Source organism: Ewingella americana ATCC 33852, assembly GCF_000735345.1.
GTDB classification, from domain to species: Bacteria; Pseudomonadota; Gammaproteobacteria; order Enterobacterales; family Enterobacteriaceae; genus Ewingella; species Ewingella americana.
Map to the genome: position 1 here is coordinate 231,433 of NZ_JMPJ01000065.1, position 19,736 is coordinate 251,168.

14 protein-coding genes and 1 tRNA gene are annotated in these 19,736 nt (G+C 48.1%); 6 read left to right on the forward strand and 9 right to left on the reverse strand.

Features of this window, described 5'->3' with window-relative positions:
• Positions 1–86 precede the first annotated feature (86 nt).
• From mutY to mltC, 3 genes are all read left to right on the forward strand, one after another.
• The gene (mutY, locus tag GEAM_RS15440) at positions 87–1,169 is read left to right on the forward strand and encodes an A/G-specific adenine glycosylase (RefSeq protein ID WP_034793126.1); all 1,083 of its coding nucleotides are present in this window, start codon (positions 87–89) and stop codon (positions 1,167–1,169) included.
• Positions 1,166–1,438: an oxidative damage protection protein gene (locus GEAM_RS15445; RefSeq protein WP_034793128.1), complete on the forward strand. Its 273-nt coding sequence runs from the start codon at positions 1,166–1,168 to the stop codon at positions 1,436–1,438. Before mutY ends, GEAM_RS15445 begins: the two co-directional genes overlap by 4 nt.
• 94 nt (positions 1,439–1,532) lie before the next feature.
• Complete coding sequence (gene mltC / locus GEAM_RS15450; protein WP_034793130.1) at positions 1,533–2,609, forward strand: membrane-bound lytic murein transglycosylase MltC; 1,077 nt, start codon at positions 1,533–1,535, stop codon at positions 2,607–2,609.
• A 61-nt stretch (positions 2,610–2,670) separates the two neighbouring features.
• On the opposite strand, the gene GEAM_RS15455 is transcribed toward mltC, so the two are convergent.
• The 4 genes from GEAM_RS15455 to speF all read right to left on the reverse strand — a co-directional run bounded on the left by GEAM_RS15455 (position 2,671) and on the right by speF (position 9,004).
• Positions 2,671–4,818 carry a polysaccharide biosynthesis tyrosine autokinase gene (locus GEAM_RS15455; RefSeq protein ID WP_034793132.1) on the reverse strand — a complete coding sequence of 716 codons (2,148 nt, stop codon included), beginning with the start codon at positions 4,816–4,818 and terminating at the stop codon, positions 2,671–2,673.
• 17 nt (positions 4,819–4,835) lie between these two features.
• On the reverse strand, positions 4,836–5,291 hold the full coding sequence (locus GEAM_RS15460; RefSeq protein ID WP_244956642.1) for an arsenate reductase/protein-tyrosine-phosphatase family protein: 456 nt from the start codon (positions 5,289–5,291) through the stop codon (positions 4,836–4,838).
• Complete coding sequence (locus GEAM_RS15465) at positions 5,279–6,418, reverse strand: polysaccharide export protein (RefSeq protein ID WP_034793146.1); 1,140 nt, start codon at positions 6,416–6,418, stop codon at positions 5,279–5,281. Before GEAM_RS15465 ends, GEAM_RS15460 begins: the two co-directional genes overlap by 13 nt.
• A gap of 423 nt (positions 6,419–6,841) precedes the next feature.
• Positions 6,842–9,004 (reverse strand): ornithine decarboxylase SpeF, encoded by a 2,163-nt coding sequence (gene speF, locus GEAM_RS15470; protein ID WP_034793149.1) that lies wholly within the window; start codon positions 9,002–9,004, stop codon positions 6,842–6,844.
• Positions 9,005–9,689: 685 nt separating this feature from the next.
• On the opposite strand from speF, the gene GEAM_RS15475 reads away from it, so the two are divergent.
• From GEAM_RS15475 to GEAM_RS15485, 3 genes are all read left to right on the forward strand, one after another.
• Positions 9,690–9,765 (forward strand) — tRNA-Phe (locus GEAM_RS15475).
• A gap of 965 nt (positions 9,766–10,730) precedes the next feature.
• A complete protein-coding gene (locus GEAM_RS15480; RefSeq protein ID WP_244956641.1) occupies positions 10,731–12,971 on the forward strand; it encodes a DUF3289 family protein in 2,241 nt (746 codons plus the stop codon).
• 4 nt (positions 12,972–12,975) lie between these two features.
• Positions 12,976–13,461: a DUF943 family protein gene (locus GEAM_RS15485; RefSeq protein WP_034793154.1), complete on the forward strand. Its 486-nt coding sequence runs from the start codon at positions 12,976–12,978 to the stop codon at positions 13,459–13,461.
• 599 nt (positions 13,462–14,060) lie between these two features.
• Here the strand turns inward: GEAM_RS15485 and GEAM_RS23570 are convergent.
• The 5 genes from GEAM_RS23570 to GEAM_RS15510 all read right to left on the reverse strand — a co-directional run bounded on the left by GEAM_RS23570 (position 14,061) and on the right by GEAM_RS15510 (position 19,659).
• Complete coding sequence (locus GEAM_RS23570) at positions 14,061–14,456, reverse strand: YdcA family protein (RefSeq protein WP_072009913.1); 396 nt, start codon at positions 14,454–14,456, stop codon at positions 14,061–14,063.
• A 325-nt stretch (positions 14,457–14,781) separates the two neighbouring features.
• Positions 14,782–15,414: an ECs1377 family protein gene (locus tag GEAM_RS15495; RefSeq protein ID WP_034793160.1), complete on the reverse strand. Its 633-nt coding sequence runs from the start codon at positions 15,412–15,414 to the stop codon at positions 14,782–14,784.
• A gap of 215 nt (positions 15,415–15,629) precedes the next feature.
• Complete coding sequence (locus GEAM_RS15500) at positions 15,630–16,508, reverse strand: DMT family transporter (protein WP_236942775.1); 879 nt, start codon at positions 16,506–16,508, stop codon at positions 15,630–15,632.
• A 271-nt stretch (positions 16,509–16,779) separates the two neighbouring features.
• On the reverse strand, positions 16,780–17,679 hold the full coding sequence (locus GEAM_RS15505; protein ID WP_034793166.1) for a hypothetical protein: 900 nt from the start codon (positions 17,677–17,679) through the stop codon (positions 16,780–16,782).
• Between the two features lie 78 nt (positions 17,680–17,757).
• Entirely contained in the window at positions 17,758–19,659 is a 1,902-nt protein-coding gene (locus tag GEAM_RS15510) for a YadA-like family protein (RefSeq protein WP_051899539.1), read from the reverse strand.
• Between the last annotated feature and the right edge of the window lie 77 nt (positions 19,660–19,736).

The following is a 19,736-nucleotide window of genomic DNA, read 5'->3' on the forward strand; positions in this document are numbered from 1 at the left end:
CAGGTCGGAAACTTCCGGTTTACACCCATCAGACTCTGTGATGTGATCCCGCCCTGAATTTATCCTGCCGGACCCATCACTCATTTATGAAGCAAGCGCAGAACCAGTTCGCGCCAGCGGTACTCGAATGGTACCAGCGCTTTGGCCGCAAAACATTACCGTGGCAGCTCGAAAAAACGCCTTACAAAGTATGGCTGTCAGAAGTGATGTTGCAACAAACACAGGTTGCGACGGTGATCCCCTATTTCGAGCGCTTTATGGCGCGTTTCCCCACCGTCAGCGATCTCGCCGCCGCACCACAGGATGAGGTTCTGCATTTGTGGACCGGGCTGGGCTATTACGCTCGCGCTCGCAACTTGCATAAAGCCGCGCAGACCATCGCCAGCGAGCACGGTGGCGTGTTCCCCACCGATTTCGAGGCAGTCAATGCGCTGCCGGGAATTGGCCGCTCAACCGCCGGGGCCGTGCTTTCTCTCTCATTAGGCCAGCATCACCCGATTCTCGACGGCAACGTTAAACGCGTGCTGTCGCGCTGTTACGCAGTGGAAGGCTGGTCGGGCGAGAAGAAGGTCGAAAACCGTTTATGGGCCATCGCCGAAGAAGTGACGCCAGCCAAGGGCGTTGAGCAGTTTAACCAAGCGATGATGGATTTGGGGGCGATGGTTTGCACCCGTTCCAAACCAAAATGCGAGCTTTGCCCGCTGAATACGCAGTGCGAAGCTTACGCGCACAACAGCTGGGCGCAATATCCCGGCAAAAAACCGAAAAAGACCCTGCCAGAGAAAACGGCCTTTATGTTGATGATTCAGCATAAAGACAATGTGTGGCTGGAGCAGCGTCCGCCAGTTGGACTGTGGGGCGGTTTATTCTGTTTCCCACAGTTTGCCAGCGAAGAAGAGCTGGAAAATGGCCTGCATAAATACGGTGTTACCGTTAATCAGTTGCAGCAACAGGTCGCTTTTCGTCACACTTTCAGCCATTTCCATCTGGATATCGTCCCAATGTGGCTAAATCTGCGCTCAGTACCGGGTTGCATGGATGATGGTGCGGGTCTCTGGTATAACTTAGCGCAACCACAATCCGTTGGGCTCGCCGCGCCGGTAGAGCGTTTGTTAACGCAGTTGGCGAAAGAGTCGCGCAACAGCATGATCGATAAGGAATCAGCATGAGCAGAACGATTTTTTGTACCTTTTTAAAACGTGATGCGGAAGGTCAGGACTTCCAGCTTTATCCGGGTGAACTGGGTAAACGCATTTTCAATGAGATTTCTAAAGAAGCTTGGTCACAGTGGATGAGCAAACAAACCATGCTAATCAACGAGAAAAAACTCAGCATGATGAACCCGGATGACCGCAAATTGCTGGAACAGGAAATGGTGAATTTCCTGTTTGAAGGGCAGGACGTGCATATCGAAGGCTATACGCCGCCGTCAAAATAATTGCCGTCGATAACATTCCATTAAGAAAAACCCGTCAGGCCGTTTTTTGCGAAATTAACCGCCTGACATCTTTCATCACGATACGGCTTTGAAGATGAAGAAAATTTTAGCGCTGTTGGTCATTGCCCCGCTCCTGATCTCCTGTTCGAGCAAAAAAGACCAGTTCAATGAAGCTTATGTCAAGGATACCAATGGCTTCGATATTTTGATGGGCCAATTTGCTCACAATATCGAGAATATTTGGGGGCTGAATGAAGTCCTTATCGCCGGTCCTAAAGACTACGTAAAATACAGCGATCAATATTACACCCGTAGCCACATCAACTTTGATGCGGGTACCATCACCATTGAAACCATTGCCGGAACCAACCCTACCGCCAACCTTCGTCAGGCGATTATCAGCACCTTGCTGGTAGGTGATGATCCGGGTAATGTCGACCTCTATTCCGACGCCAATGATATTCAGATCAGTAAAGAGCCAATGCTTTACGGTCAGGTCTTGGATAACACCGGGCAGCCAATTCGCTGGCAGGGTCGTGCGTCTAACTTTGCCGATTATCTGGTCCAGAACAAGCTGCAACGCCGCCAGTCGGGGCTGCACATCATCTATTCCGTGACGATTCAGATGGTGCCAAACCACCTGAACAAACGTGCGCATAAATATCTGCCTATGGTGCGTGAAGCCTCCGCCAAATATGGCGTCGACCAGTCGCTGATTCTGGCCATTATGCAAACCGAATCCGCATTCAACCCATACGCCGTGAGTCATGCCGACGCGCTGGGCCTGATGCAGGTTGTCCAGCACTCCGCAGGCGTTGACGTGTTCAAGTCTGAAGGGAAATGGGGCAAGCCGAGCCGCAGCTATCTGTTTGATCCACAAAACAACATCAATACCGGTACTGCCTATCTGGCGATGCTACAAAACGTCTATCTGGGTAACATCACCAACCCAACTTCTCGACGTTATGCCGTGATAACCGCCTACAACGGCGGCGCGGGCAGCGTGTTGCGCGTCTTCTCCAGCGACAAAAACCGTGCGTTTAGCATCATCAACAGCATGGAGCCGGGCGACGTATACACCACGCTGACCACCAAACACCCATCGGGTGAATCACGCCGCTACCTGTATAAAGTGAACACCACGCAGAAGAGCTATCGTCGGGTCGACTAGCACCGATTGAGAGTTTGTGGCGAAAGCCTCAATAAAACGGAGACCCTAGGGTCTCCGTTTTTTATGCTAAGTTGGCGTCAGATTGGTATTGGTAATTCTCAAAATGGCCGTGCTGGAAATATTGTGCAACCCGTCGTTCGACCGAATTGAGTACCACACCTGAGATTCTATGCCCCTGCTGCTCAAAACGCTGCATGGCCAACTCAATTTCCTTGGATGAGGTAACTTCAAACCGCGCCACCATTAAACTGGTGCCAGCATATTTACTGACTATGGCCGCATCACTGACAGCAAGGATCGGCGGAGTATCAAATAAAACCACATCGTAATTTTTAGTGGCCCAGCCACACAACTCAGCAAAATGTGGCGTGAGCAACAATTCTGAGGGATTGGACGGAGCAATACCGCGGGGAATCAAATCGAGGTTCGCAAGTCCGGTCTTGTAGAGGCAATCCTCAATCTTTTTCTTACCGGCGAGCAACTCCGACAATCCGTGATGCTGTTTCAGCTTAAAGTCCTGATGTAAGCAGCCCTTGCGCATATCACAGTCTACCAATAAGACGCGTAAGTTCGACTGAACCAGCACCACGGCCAAATTGCTTATCACAAAGCTTTTACCCACCCCACTGGTGGGTCCCACCACCATCAAAATTTTATTGTTGGCTTCTTTTAGTAAAAAGTAGAGACCCGTTCGCAAACTCCTGATCGCCTCAATGGCCAAATCATCAGGCTTTTGTAGAGCCAATAAGCTCTGTTTTCTCGGCAGATCTTTTTTGATGCTAAAGCGTTTGGTATTGCTTTGATATTTGGAGTGCGGAAGGCTACAGAAGACCTTTAAACCAAGTTTTTCAAGCTCATGTGAGGAGCTGATGCTGCGTTTTAACGCATTTCTTAACAGCACGACACCTAATGCCAGAAATGAACTGCAAAGCAGCATGAGCACCAGCATTAGGGGCTTATTTGGCCCCACAGGACTAGGTAAAGTTTGGGCTGGATCGATGATATGGACATTCCCTACCGTACTGACCTTTTTTATCTCCATTTCGCGTTGTTTACTAATTAACAACGAATGCATTTCCTGCGCCGTCTGCACATCTCGGGTTAAGCGTAAAATATTCTGCTGTGTTTTCGGCATGGCGTTAATTTTTAACTCGAGCGCCGCCTTATTGGCTAAAAGCGTCTTTCTCTTTTCATCCAAAGCACGATAAATCGGGTGCGCGCTGGTATAACGTTTTGAAAGTTCCGCCTCTTCGAATCTCAGCCCATTAAGTTGTGTGGTTACCGCCACCTCAGCCTCCAAAATACCCCGTGCCTCTAAAGGTAAATCAATAGATTCGTTTAGCCGCCGATATTGACTAAGGCTGGCCTCACTTTTTTCCAATCGAGACTCGATTTCAGGCAGTTGCTTTTGCAAAAAATCCAGACTTTTACTGGCTGATTCAGATTTACGATCGATATTTTGTTTGAGGTAGTCAACGCTCAATTTATCGAGGATTTGGCGAATTAAGACCCGGTCGTGGCCCAATAGACTGAGCCGCAGAACGCCACTGTCTTTCGACGTTTCGGCGACAGTCAGATTTTTATTAATCTGCTCCATCGCTGCAAATTGACTGATTTTTTTTATAATAAAGATTGTGCCTTCGGGAGCATCAATGTTGTGAACCAGAATGCGCAATTCAGGTAATGTTAACTCTCTGCCGACGACTCCTTCGGCTGAGATCCCCTCTCCTTTTAAAGAGAATCGGTCGGAGCCCATCAGGGTTAGAGTAAAGGATTTACCCAGCATCTTGTCGGACACTGTAAATAAAGGCACCTTGAGGCGTGAGGTAGCCTGAGGAAATAACCCGCCGATGAGTGGCCATTTATTCTCTCGCACCAAATTGTCCAACGCGAGTGCTGAAACCGTATTACCCAATATGGACCGAGACTTTATTAAGGTTATCTCCGTGGTAGCAGGGGATGTATTACCATTAGCAAAATCAAATATTCCATTGAGTAAACTGCCGCTGGCGCTTTTATCAAGCTGAATCAAAGCATCGGCTTTATAGACGGCGGGGATATTCCATATGAATATTGAGCCCAGCAGGGAACATGTCAATACAATCCCTATTAGCATTTTCTTAGCGTCAATGAGTACGCCTAATAGATAACGCAAATCAATCTCGTTATCTTCATGCACATCCTGATGCGATTCGCCTTTAGCAAGCATAGTCTTTCCTTAGGTGTTTATTTTTCAATTTTTTTTAAAGCGTTACGCCATTGCTGAGTGCAGTTCTGTAGTTGCAACACAACCTGGTCATGAAAGCCTTGTTCTCGATGGAAGGGGTCATGTATTTCCAGTTGCTCACTCCAGTGACCAAATAGAAATGTTTTCCCTTGAGCCGCAGGGGCAATGTGAGAAAGCTGACAGATATGTTTTTTTTCCATCACGAGTATTAAGTCGTGTTCACGACATAATTCCTGAGTGAGTTGCCGAGCAGAATGAGCTTTCAACGTAATACCGTGCTTAATGGCGCTTTCAGCCATACTAGGATCCACATTATGGCCAGAAAGAGCATTCAGCCCTGCAGAACTTATAGCATAATCAGGAAGATATGTTTGCAATAGCCGCTCACCAATCGGCGAGCGGCAAACATTTCCAACACACACAACCAATATGGTGTTTAAATTTAATTTTTCCAATTTCCCACCCATCGAATCGATTCTGTCATGCTATGGACACTGGTTATGGTTGGGTATAATTGCCTAATAATTCTATTCCAACGGCTAATCGGCGCGGTGGTAACATAAACAATATCATAAGGGTGAAGCTCAAATTCCGTTCCTAAAATTAGAGAGGTAGCATCTCGGGCATCTAATTGATAAATACTCGCAATTTTCTCCTTTTCTCCACGATGAGATCGAATAACAAAAATCCCCTTAGCATCACTGGTCATTTGATCCATTCCTTCGGCATTCCCCAATGCTTCAGTCAAGGTCATTCCGCTACGATCCATCTTTAATGTGGTTTGCCTTGTAACTTCCCCCATTACGAATACTTTCAAATTATCATTCCGTGGAATATATAAAATATCGCCATCTAACAATAAATAGTTTTGACTTAAGTTACCTTTATTAAGCAACTCATATAATGAAATGACATACTCTTTCCCTTTCCTCGTTAATACAACATTATTCCAGTCAGCATGTTTGCCTATTCCGCCAGCTTGATTAATGGCGTCCACCACAGTGAGAGGCACATTGGTGATCGGCTGCTGACCGCTCAGATTAACCTCGCCAGCGACATGTACCTTTTGTGAACGGAAAAGTGCCACGCTAACGTCTACTTGAGGCGAAGCGATGAATCGAGCGAGTTTGTGGGCCAAATGATTTCGCACTTCAGAAACGGTTTTCCCCTGAACGTGAATATGTCCAATATAAGGATAAAAAATAGTCCCATCAGCATGCACCCAATTTCCCGAATCACCCGCGCTACGGTATTGCCCTGCTGGCGTAGTCAATTCAGGATGATCCCATACCGTAACCATCAGGACATCGCCCACACCAATCTTATATTGGTAATTCTTTACGGCCTCATCCAATTCATTATTCGATTTAGCTTTCACAGGAGTGCGTCGTAAAGAGTCCAATAACTCGGGCGTAATAGGATAAACATCGACCAAATTATTTATGTCTTCAATAGGTTGAGTGGGTTTAATAACATTTTTATCTGAGGTGGTGAGATTGGAACCGGGAGTTATCTGACAGCCGCCGACGAACATCACTACAATTAAACTTAAAATTAATTGTATGTTTTTAATTTTTTCCATTTCATGTCCATTGATATCGAAAAGTAAAAAAATAGTTATGTAATTTGATTATATAATTATTATATGTTGATAAAAGCCGGACACCCCCCGACCTTGCAATGAGAATATCTACGCAGTTAATTATTAAATTTAACCTGACTAAAATTAAAACTCACTCAAAAATATAACAATAACGTTTTAATAAACACTTATAGTTACAATTTATTAAGCTATAACAATGATGAATTAAATGCAACTACACGGGAGGTGAGCTGAGAAATAAAAAATAAATTAAAACAGAATAAAATAATAAGCAGAGGTAAATAATAAATATAATGCGAATTAAATAATGAACTAATAACTACGACTTATAGATATCGATAAAAAAGGCGCGGCTATCACCCTAGCCGCGCCCATCATCTTGTTGTACTTCTGAAGGCCAATTTATTGCGCTATCACATACCCCATGATGCGCTTCCACCCAACCGGTTTCTTCTCGATGTAAACACCCTGTAACTCAGGGGAGAAGCCCGGCAGCTGGTTGATTCCCTCTTCCAGCGCCATAAAGTAGCGTTGCACCGCCCCGCCCCAGATTTCGCCGGGAACGACGCACAGCACGCCCGGCGGATACGGCAGCGCACCTTCGGCGGCAATGCGCCCTTCGGCTTGGCCGATTGGCACCAGCTCGACGTTGTCGCGGATAAATTCGCTGTGGGCGTCTTGCGCGTTCATCACCACTTTCGGGAAGCTCGCCTCGCGGAACATCTCTTTTTGCAGCTCTTTGACGTCAAAACTGACGTACAGATTGTGCATTTCCTGACACAGCTGACGGATGGTGTAGTCGCGATAACGCTCTTCATTCTTGCGATACACCGTCGGCAGCACCTCACTCAGCAAGGCGTCCTCTTCGATATAACGCTCAAAGCGCGCGATCTCATCCACCAGCAGCTGCATCTTGGCCGGGGTTTCCGCCGGAGTCAGCAAGAACAAAATCGAGTTGAGGTCGCACTTCTCAGGAACAATACCGTTCTCACGCAGATAGTTAGCCAAAATAGTGGCCGGAATACCGAACTCGGTATATTTACCACTGGCGGCATCAATGCCCGGTGTGGTCAGCAGCAGTTTGCAAGGATCGACGAAGTACTGCTTCTCGGCGTAGCCTTCAAATGCATGCCAGTTCTCCCCCGGCACGAAGTCAAAGAAACGCACGTCATTGGCCATTTTCTCGGTTTCATGATGCTGCCAAGGCTTGCCGTCAATCACCGGCGGCACGAACGGCAGGATCATTGAACACTGGTCGAGCAGCATTTTGCGCGTCTCAATCCCCAGCTTCACGCACTCCATCCACATATGCTTGCCACTGCCGCCAGCATGGATACGCGCGTTTACGTCCAGCGCGGCAAACAGTGGATAAAACGGGCTGGTCGAGGCGTGCATCATAAACGCATTGTTCAGTTTTTTATGGCTGCAATGGCGCTTCTGGCCTTTGATATGGTTATCTTTTTTATGGATTTGCGAGGTCTGCGAGAAGCCAGCCTGCTGTTTGTGGACCGACTGGGTCACGATGATGCCCGGATCGTTTTCGTTCAACTCCAGCAGCAGCGGCGAGCACTGCTCCATCATCGGAATGAACTGCTCGTAGCCGACCCACGCCGAGTCAAACAGGATGTAATCGCAAAGATGGCCGATTTTATCCACCACCTGACGGGCGTTGTAAATCGTGCCGTCGTAAGTGCCCAACTGAATGATCGCCAGACGGAACGGGCGCTTCTCATTGGCGCGCTGCGGAGACACCGCTTGAATCTGTTTGCGCAGATAAGCTTCGTCGAAACAGGCCGCGTCGATTCCGCCAATAAAGCCAAACGGGTTACGCGCGGTTTCCAGATAAACCGGCGTTGCCCCGGCCTGCAACAGCGCGCCGTGGTGGTTGGACTTATGGTTGTTGCGGTCGAACAGTACTAAATCATCGCGAGTCAGCAAGGCATTGGTGACCACTTTATTGGCCGCCGAGGTGCCGTTGAGCACAAAATAGGTTTTATCCGCGCTGAACACCTTGGCAGCGTATTTCTGCGCATCTTTGGCCGAACCTTCGTGGATCAGCAGGTCGCCCAGCTTCACATCCGCATTACACATGTCGGAGCGGAAGATGTTGGCGCCGAAGAAGTCATAGAACTGGCGGCCCGCCGGGTGGCGACGGAAAAACTCACCGCCCTGATGCCCTGGGCAGGCAAAGGTGGCGTTTTCCATCTCAACATACTTCTTTAAGGTATCGAAGAACGGCGGGAATAAAGCTTCTTCATAAGCCTGCGCGGCGGCTTCAATCTGCGCCGCATAGAACGCCTGATTGGCATCCGACAGCGTCACTACGCCTTTGAGCATCAACAAATAGTCAGGAGAAACCTGCTCTGCCCCCTGCACTGCAACAAATGCCGGGATACCAAAACCCAGCGAGTTTATCTCCGACAGCTTGCCGCTGTTCAAATCACTCACGGAGATAATAATGGCCGCCACGTCGGCATAATCAGCACGGCGCAGATCCACCACCGCGCGGTGCGACTCAATGTAAGGGGCCACGGAGGCACTTGCTGCAAGTTTTAAAAGTTTCATAGGACTCTCAAACGGTTAAGTAAGAGGGTGTGCCAATCGGCACGGCAATGGGCGGGTTCTTAAAGCGAAACGCAAAGACCCAGCCCGGCAAAGTGACGTGTGCGTGAGCGTGATGTCGAGCGAGTGCGATGCCAGCAGGCAAAGGGATTACGGTTCGAAGGTCAGGCTCAGCCACGTCTGGTAGACATCAGTAAAACCAGAGAACACTCTGTTTTTAATCATGCCTAACAGCGAGCAAGGTAGCCTTACCGCATGGAAGGAACTTCTGAAGTAGAAAAACAGCGAACGCGACGTTCACCACGCCCGGAGGAGTTCATCAGCGATGCTTTACGCTTGCAGGAAGCGTGATGTGATAAACCGGTCATGCCGCAACCCTCATGAGCTGTCGCGAAAAAGGAAAGTTCTTAGCCTATACCCTAAATAGTGACGGGCATAAAACGGCGCAATAATGTCACTATTCCCTTGCTGGTTCAAGCGCCATAAGCCGCCAAATTCCTCTCAAAATGCAACATTTTTAAGCTATTAATTTAACTGAATTTCCTGAGGCGCTAACCCGGAGTTTTCCCACTCTTCAAGGCGAACAAGGCCATATTGGATTAAAAAGCACCATTCGGATGATTCGATTAACGCTTACGCAAAAAAGCCGTTGACGACGTAGGCCCAATACGGTTTAATGCGCCCCGTTGCCCGGATAGCTCAGTCGGTAGAGCAGGGGATTGAAAATCCCCGTGTCCTTGGTTCGATTCCGAGTCCGGGCACCACTATTTAAAGAAATCAGCTTAACAGCTGGTTTTTTGCTATCTGGCGTTGGGACTCTCCATCGAACTGCGTTCGATTATTCGTCTCATCCTGAGACTCACCCCTTCGGGGCCAGCGCAAGCGCTGTTCATCGGTGCTGACGCACCGCGGTCCGAGTCCGGGCACCATCTTTAAAGAAACCAGCTTAATAGCTGGTTTTTTGCTTTCTAGCGTTTGGACTCTTCATCGAACTGCGTTCGATTATTCGTCTCATCCTGAGACTCACCCCTTCGGGGCCAGCGCAAGCGCTGTTCATCGGTGCTTAAGCACCGCTGTCCGAGTCCGAGCACCATATTTAGAGAAACCAGCCTACGGGCTGGTTTTTTTGCTTTTCAGGGTGCAGGTAGATTTCTGGTCGTGCTGAACCCAGACGCCGCAACCCAACTATTCTATCCAGTCTTAGGATTTCTTGGCCCTCTGGTCTCGCTGCCATCGTTTGACAGGCGGCAAATTGCCGGTGCTTATTATTCTCCCCCCAGTGTATTCATCAACATTTTGGCGTTATCCGGTGATTGTCCGGTCCGTCCGTCACTGAAAAGGCTGATACCCCCCTGTTGTGTCAATATTCTGATTTTCAGGGTATTTATCAAAAAATCATTGTCTGAGCTGTTCAAACATTAGACAATAACTCCTGTTTATTACATGTGTTAACTGGCTGTGGCTTGCTCTTCACCCTGGAAGGTGTCCCGTTGATGGATTTAACTATGCACGCTCTGAAATTCACTGCGGCGTGAAACATCGTGATGAATGCTGACGGTGATATCAGTACGGGCTCTATGAAGAACACTACCCTGCTGGCCGGGAAAAAATCGGGTTGTTCACCCGTACCGGAAAACTCAGCCTCATCAGTAATGAAGGGCCGGTGGATATCTAGGCATAGAACGGCAATATGCGACTTTTTGCAGAGCAGTAACTGAGCATAACAGCAGTGCGTGACATCCTGTTTGCAGGGAAGAAACGCTTCAGACTTATCGGTGGTGGCAGCTACCTGAGAATTGAAGCAAGAAAAATAGGATATGGCACCACAGGGAACTATGTACGTAAAGTGAAGCGCACGTATCTTGGAGCATCAGCCTCGATGTCCGTAGATTTGCCTTCTCACGATAAAGTGGCAGACCTGCCTCCAGCTCTGAACACGTTTTCATTTGCATATGCAAGGAATGCACTGATGCACATATCACCGCCCATTCTGTTTCCCCGCCAGAATAATGAAGAGTATGCCGCATGGGTCATGCGGACGATGCCTGCCGACCCGCGCCGTGGTTTTCCGGTAAATGGGGTGGAGTCATGGCACGGTGGCATCCATATTCCCCATACCGATACCGGCGCTTTAACCAATCCTCTGAGAGCCGTTGCTGATGGCGTGGTGATTTATGCCAGCTATCCTGCGCTCACGGAGAAACGTGATACAAAACCGCTGAATTACGATGGCGCAACGGATAACGGATGTGTACTTATTCGCCATGAAATACTCATTGGTGAAGAGCCTGTAGCGTGCGTATTTTACTCGCTGACCATGCACATGAAGCAGGTACGTCCCGAAATTCAGGGTAAAGCGGGAGTGCGCGTCAGACGGGGCCAGATCATTGGCACCACCGGCATGGTCAGCGGGCGCAACGCATACCATTTTCAGATGTGCTGCTCTTCCGACATGCTGAAGATGTTGTGCGGACGCGACCACGGTCACCTTGACGTCAGCGAGCCGGGCAGAGTAAAACCGGCTTATGGCAATCGCTATTTCTTTCTCCCTGAAGGTACCGCTATTTATGAAGGGGGCACACCCTATGGGCTGTCAGCCTATCCTTGCTGCGTCACCACAGAAGCACTCTATGTTATCCATGAAGGCGCTAAAACCCGGACTCTGATTAAGGTCAGTGATGATTACCAGCCTGTCGGGGAAACGGCCATCCCGGTGGACTATATCTGCGAACCCACACCCACAGTCGGCGGACATAAAACCTACAGTGAGTGGGTACGTGTGGCCTACCCAGGCGATGAGGGATGGGTGGATGTCTCCTCTCCGACGGTGAATGCCTGGACCGATGCCGATTTCCCTGACTGGGCGGGTTGGGCGCTTATTGATGATGACGCAACTCCAGACGGTCAGTGCAATTCCGCCACGGTGAAGAAAGCACGGGAAAAGCAGGATGTCGACTTTACCCGATTTATCTGTAAATTCCCTCTTGAGTGGGATTTTGCGTCGTTCGATACCCGTTTTTCATGGCTGAAAGCACCGAATGACTCGCAGCCTGAACCCATGAGTGAGAAGAGCTACAGCGAGCTGAAGGAGCATGCGAAGGCGCTGTCGTTTTTCGATAAACTCCCTGTGGGCACTCAGAATGAGCTAGCGGGTCAGGTCTGGCATTGTGACCCGCGTGGTCTGATGATCCAGCTACAGAAAGCAGAGCGTCGACTCATCTTTAGTACAAAAAATATGATGAATGATTTTACTGCTGACGATATGCGTTACGGGGATTTATCCAAAGAGCAAATACTGGCGCAGGGGAAGCTGAACCGGGTAAACATATTTGGTGAAGAATTTAAGATCAACCTGTTTAATTTTAACAAAACAGTGGATGAGCACTTCGCCAGCATGGACAGCATGGCTTTCTGGACTGCAAGTGGTGAGTTCGCCCCCCTTATCCAGATCATGCTTGAAAAATTCAGAAAAAATGAAGGCGGCGTATTACGTCACGAATTACTGAATAAGGCGTTCTTGGAACATAAAACGACAAAAGAATGCGTTAATACCATTAAAAAAATCATGCAACAAATATTTTATGGCAATGAATGCAATGTCTTTAAAGGTAATGACTTTATTAAAATCACATTAGACATTGCAGAGCAAGTTACTCTTCCAAAATTCACAGATTTTGATTGGTTCAATGGTTTGGGCATAACTATCCATGATACATACTCAACGAAGATATATCTTGATGATTTCGAAATTATGGAAACTGAAACTGTTAGTTCTCGTCGTAAAAAATTCAAGGCACGGCTGACCTTTCAGATCCAGGATCATTTCGGATTGGATATTGCTGATTTAAATGGGAAAATATTCGAACTCTCTCCTTGGTTTTGCTCTTGGTTTATTCTTCAGCGATACCGAAGTTATGGCTTTAAGCCTTTCATCAATGAATCAAAATTTAGTTTTTGGATAGAAGGATAACGGAATGAGAATTTTTAAAGCAACCATCATGGCATTGATTTTTGGCGCATTTTATATGTCTTATACGGTCTATATGCGCCAAGGATATATAAATAAAATCTATCAAACGACAGAGCACAGTGAAATTTGGAGTAAGGATTGCAAGTCCACTGTTATTTTAGTTGATAATGTTCCACTCTCTCATTATTCACAAAAAAAATTCTGGCAAAAAAATAGCAAAGAAATTATCGAAAAATGGAATCCCTTTACAGATGAGTGTGATGATGTTCTTTTTGTTAAAAACAATATTGGATATATCAAACATAGCGGAGATGTTAAGTATTGGATAGCCGATGATGAAATCTGTTTGAATGGCTCAATCGGAGGATGTATTTCATGGGACGATCGTTTATTTTATGTTGGGCTGAAGGAATCTACTTTAGGTAGTGATATCACAGGAGAGGTTAACGGTAAACCAATCTACATTAGGTTCATTGACCAAGGAAATTAATTCATCTAGCATCGCTAGATACCCTCCTCACCGGAAATAACAGGAATAACTTACAAGCATGCTAACTTTTTCTAAGATAGTATTTTTCTTCTCGCAGCTATATATTGCAATGGCATCATTTTTTTTCATAACAGGATATGTACTTAAAGATCCTATGCAAAACTATTTTTACTTAATTTATGCGTTAACTTTTCCCATTGTTTCTGTAGTGTTTTTTATCTTGTGCTGTTGTATTGCAGTGATAAGAAAAAATCTTGAATTGGGAATCATCAATGCAATTAATTTCATTGTGCTTTTTCTTATTTTTTTATTTAAAATATTTATTCGATGAAACAATAATGCTCATAAACATAATCGACTATAGTTACGGCTTTATTTTCTATAAGAATGCTATATATTGCCATCAAAGGTCAGAGTCTTCCGTCATTTCCCCGCTATCATCTTTTTCCTTCTTGCCATGATTTATTCCTTCATTTCCTTTTGTATTATTATTTTCTTATTAATAACAGGATGAGCCATATTTCAAATAACACGCGATGCCGTCTTATAATAATCAGCTCATCATGTAAAACAGCCTAATGCAGAAGCTCTAGTTTTATTTAATACTGATCGCCAGAACAAATAGGTAATTGCGTGTAACCAGGTTTGCTAGCCATATAGAGAGGCGAACAGGTTGGTGTTCGGGGCTTTGTATCTAACGACTCATTGCTCTCTGCAATTTTTATCTGTTCCGGCTTTTTCACAGCTGTCATTTTTTTCTTTTCTATCTTTCTGTTTGAGGGTGAAGGACTTATCTGTTGACTAATGTCTGATGAACCATAACCCGAACAGAATCGCTTCGACTGACTCAGACTTCCATCATTACAGACAAAACCGCCATCCGCAGTACAGTGAGCTATACCCCCTTTTGAGCCAGAGCAGGGCAGCCTACCACGCGCATCAGCATACAGAGTGATGAGTAAGCCGAGAGCCAGAATGGGAATTGATTTTTTCATTTATTGATCCGTCATTTATATCATTATTGCTGGTTATTTCTCCGCCAGTTATTTCATGTCATCCAAGATAAAATGCATCTACAATTACAAAATAAAATCATCATCAAACTGCTGAACTTAACGAAGAGAACCTGTCTGATAAAATCTATTTTTTAAATTGCATTTTTAGCTAACACCTCTTATTTGGCATTCGCACTGAATAATAAAAGGAGGTCATACTCGGGCGGTATTATCACGTCAGCATTTTCAGGACATGAAGATACATGCATTTTCGTCTCGGCAACAATGATATCAGGGTAATAAACGCGTGAAAATGCAGAATGGCTTAACCACTCACGCAATGGTAAACAGGAACAGGCCGAGTCGTTCCGGTATAATCTTCGAACACCTCAGCTTCCGATGTGACTATTCTCATCCCCCCTTTTCTTAGTCTTTGAACATCAACGGCAATACGTTGTGATCCAAACCAGAAAAGTCCGTCCAATGCCGTAACTGCCAGCCCGTTCTCCAGCGCCAGCCTGAGGCGTTCGCGCGGTAATTTAACCTGCTGGGCAATTTGTCGATAAGGCTCTTCCGTGCTCCCAGCGGGATCAAACCTGCGGATACGCGTCGCAAGGTGATACTGAAACTCGTCCGCAATCCCCGCCAAATCCATTTTAAGACTGTAAACACAGCCGAAACGCTTGCCGTTAAACAGGACATTTTTCTGGCTGAGTTGAAACTCCTCCCGCACGCTATTAATCAGCTGTGGGGCACGAGTAAGTAAAAGCCGGAAGGGAAGCTCAAAGCTCGTGACATAGTCCACGTTTAGCAACGCGAAACGCAGACGCTCTTCTGCACCCAGCTTATTTTCCTGACATTCGGCAATCACATCTTTCCATTGCTGAGTGAGACGAGGGGATTCTGCCATTTCAGTAAAACGATATTTTTCAATCTGGTAGTCAACACGTCTGGCCACACCGAATTCCCTTCTGGTCGTATTTGAGTATCAACTGCTTACTTTACCAGCGACCGAGGAACACCGGAAGTTTGTTGATGTTTCTCGCCTGCTCTCACCCCATTGGGCAGCTCCAAGCACGTGGCGAGATTCAACAGCAAGAGCATCCATATCAGCGTCGAACTGCCACAGAATAAACCGCTCTGCAGCTTTATTATCAATGTCTAAAACCACCACTACCGACGCACCACATTCACCCGCCAAATCCCAAAGCACACCAGCACCAGCGCGATGGCGTAACGCCATTCGAGGATGCTTTCTTGCAGGAAAATCGACGAGAGCACTGCGCCGGAGACCGGGATTAAGAAGTTAAACGGGGCAATCATGCCTACACGGTTATGCTTGAGCAACAGGCTCCACAGTGCAAAGGCGACGGAGGATAACAGCGCCAGATAGCCGAGGATCGCGGCTGATTCCCAGCCATGAAACTCTAGCGTGCCGCCGCAGGCATAGCCGCCGAGTGTCAGTACCACGCCGCCGATGCCCAACTGCCAGCCGGTCATGACCGTCGGATCGGTGGTTTGCGAGATGCGTTTGCCGTAGAGCGAGGCGGCAGAGAGGATAAATGCTGCTAATACCACGAAGCCATCGCCCATCCAGCTAAAGCTAAAATCCATCAGTTGGCTGTTGAAGTTCACCACCATCACGCCGGCAAAGCCCAGCACGCAGCCCACCACCTTGTTGATGCTGAGTTTGTCATTCTGATAAATAAAGTGCGCCAGCAGCACGCTGAAGAAGGTGCCGGTGGCATTCATAATCGAGCCTTTAACGCCCGTGGTGTAGGCCAGCCCAATATAAAAGAAGATGTATTGCAGCGCGGTCTGGGTGACGCCCAGTACAGCAAGTTGTGAATATTGATGGCGCGATAAACGGGCAATCGGCTTGCCCTGCAAGAAGGCGAAGGCCAGCAGCAGCAGGCCCGCGATGACGAAACGGTAACCCGCAAAGACAATTTTGCCCGGCAGGTCATCCGTCGCTATCTGGAAGATTTCATAACCATTTTTTATTGCCGGGTAAGCACTGCCCCACAGCAAACAACAAAACGCGGCGCCCATCCAGGCGAATTTCTTATTTGTAAATAGAGAAACGTTACTGTTCACATCCCTTCCCTTTGCCAGTGTGCGAGGCTCGTCCATCACGCAGGTGAGTTTAATTATCGGAGTAAGTCCCTTCATTATTCCCGATACAGATGTGACTTACCGTAATAAGCCTCAAAACTCTGTTTTAATTTGGGAATAATATTCTTGGGCGAGGCGGAAGGTGAACGCGGTGGAAAGGAGAGAAATTCCCCGCCGGCCGAGACAGGGAGTCCGAACTAATAAAGAGCTACTGCGCGTGGTTAAGGGCGGCGATGACCTGAGGATTAAAGTAGTTCACTCGTAGCATGTATTGTTTACCGAGAATATCTCCCTTCCCCAGCCAGTTAATGCCGCCATAAGTCAGCAGCGCCCCCTCACTGTCGTAGACAAAGCGGTAGCCGTCTTCGTTACTGAATGTCACGTTGCCCTTGCTCAGGGAGAGAAGCTGATACCCCGCGACTGACGGAGAGTAAAGCTCTTGAATACGCTTCAGGTAAGCAGGAGCCAGAGCCGCAAACTGGCTTTTGATAAGAGCCGTATAGTTCTCTAAAGAGTGCCCCGGCATGGCTTCCAGACGTGAAGCAATAAGTGCATAAAACTCAGCATTAGTGCGAGCAATCGCGGTTTTGGTTGCCAGCGAGGCTTGAAGTTTATTGTTTACGATGACGTCGACGGTCACTTTTCGCGTTTTATTTTTCTCTTTCACCTGCCGAGTTTGCTGTTCTGTTATCTCACTCGCATTGAAAGGCTCGAGCATGCTGCTTGCCACCCAAGCAGCGCATAGCGTCTGGCGTGCTGGCTGATCGTTGTTCACCAGCAGGGATAGTGGCGCGCCCTGAGGAGCTATTTGGCTGGCATCAATCCCCTCTCTGTTGAGCAGAATCGCAATGTCGTCCTTGGTCATCTCCTCTCGCGCCAACAGGCAAATCTTCTGCACTGCGGATAAATCAAACTGCCCGTTCAACTTAGGAACCAGCGTTTTAATGCTGTTTTGGATCATCGGCAGGGCTGGAATACTCAGCAAATTTTCGTCATTAGCCAACGCGCTTTGGTTCGCCTTCCCGGCTTCTGTGTTTTTCGAGGTGTTATCACAGCCTGACAGCAGAGCTGACAGCATGATGGCGATGCCTATTCCAGCAAATTTCATTTTTCTATCCGTGTTTCAAAAGATTAATTACCAGAAAACAAAAAGAGGAAGCCCTTAAGGCTTCCTCATAGGGGTCAATCAGAACTGGAAACCGACGCCCACCCCCCAGCCCACATTGCGTTGGGTATTGGTGTTGATTTGCGCCTTGGTTACCCAACGGCCGTTATCGGAAAGGTGAGAAGCACCCAGTGAAAGCGCTGATTCACCGTGGAAGCTCGCCCCGCCCAGAGCCATCATATTCGCGCCCGGCTCATAAGGCTGTGGCAAGCTGGCCATCGCCATCGCACCGGCAATACCCGCGCTCAGCACCTTCTTCTGCTTGTCCAAGTCGCCGCTCAGCTCATTAAATCTATTGTCGGTGTAGGAGTTTGCATTGCTGGTGCTGTTCGCCATGCTGTTGTTCAACTGGCCCATGTTCACGGCGTCGGTCTCACGCGTACCGGCGGCAACGTTAGTCACCTGGCGCTCATTACCCGCACTCCCCACTGAAACGCTGTTATCCCTGTCCGTCATGGAACCATTACCGAGCGCAACCGAGTTACTGTGGTTAGCCATCGCGCCATTACCCAGCGCGGTAGCATTTTTCCCCGCCGCTGAGGTGCCTGCCCCCGCCGCCATACTGTTGGCACCGGTTGGTTTTGGCTTAGCCGCCTGCGCGGTGTTATTCACTTGGAACATGCCATCGGTACCGTTTTGCAGGTTGGTGACGTTTTGGATGGTTTCAGTCATTTGACCGCCCACGCTGCCAATAGACGAGCTCAGGTTAGCAATTGAAGTGTCGGTATATTTTTTCGACTCCGCCACCGCGCCGTCTAGCTGGCGAACGTTTACCGCATCGGTGTCCTGCATGCCATCAGCCACATTGCTGATAGAACGGGTTTCGCCTGTTGCAGCGTTACCCACGGAAACCGTACCCGACGTGTTGTTGGCCACATCAGAGTATTTGCCGGTATAGCTTTCTGCACCACGTCCATTATCAGACGCACCTGCCCCTACTGCGACGCTGCCGTCTGCCTGAGCAGAGGCGTCGTTCCCCATGGCAATCGCGTTATTACCCGCAGCTTGCGCATTCGCGCCGACGGCAACTGCATTTTGCCCTGTCGCCACGGAGTCACTGCCGGTTGAATTAGAATGGAAGTACTTCACGCCGCCACCCGCGTTGAGGTTATTCACCACTTGTTCAACGTTAGAAACGCGGCCATCCATCACGACTAAATCACTGGTATTTTGGTCAACCTGATCGCCCACGGCTTTCAGTTGCGCCACATTCACTGCGTCATTGTTTTTAGTACCCGCAGCCAAACCGGTGATTTTGCGATCACCATTGCTGTTGCCGATGCCCAATTCACCAATCGACGCCTGCGAGCCTGATAGGCGATACGCGCTGTAGCTGCTCTCAGCTCCGATAGTGGTCACAGAGCCAGCGCCCAGCGCAATGCTGTTGGCGAAAGAGGAGTTAGCACCATTACCCAGCGCGAGGGCATTGGTTTGGCTAGCATTAGAGTTGTAGCCTAATGCAGTACTTTTAATCCCTGTTGCCTGGCTGAAATAACCGTAGGAAGATGCGCCATCTTGCGTAGCGGAAGAAGCCACACCCGTAGCCGTCGTTTCATCCGCGCTCGCGGTAGTTTGACGACCTAATGCGACGGCATTTTCACCTGTTGCATGTGCTGCATCACCAATCGCCACGCTATAACTGCTTGATGTTGCACCGCTTCCTGCACCAATCGCGATAGAGAATGCATCACAGGTGGTCACTTCACTAGCGCCAGTACCCTTCACGGAGCCCGTGCCCAGCGCATCTTGTTGAATACAGGTGCCGGCAAATGCCGAGCTGGCGGCTGAAGTTAATAACAGAGCAGCCAGCCCTTTGAGCATAGTTTTACGCATACCGCCTTTTTTCTGCTTGCTAGACAATTCAGAAGCAATCACCCAACGGCTTTGTGCCGCGTTCCATACCAGCGAATAAATTTTATTCATATTTAATAATGGCGTGCGCCATCCTCCGAATACATTAGGGGGCACAAGCCACCACAAAGTATCTTTATTTATGCAGG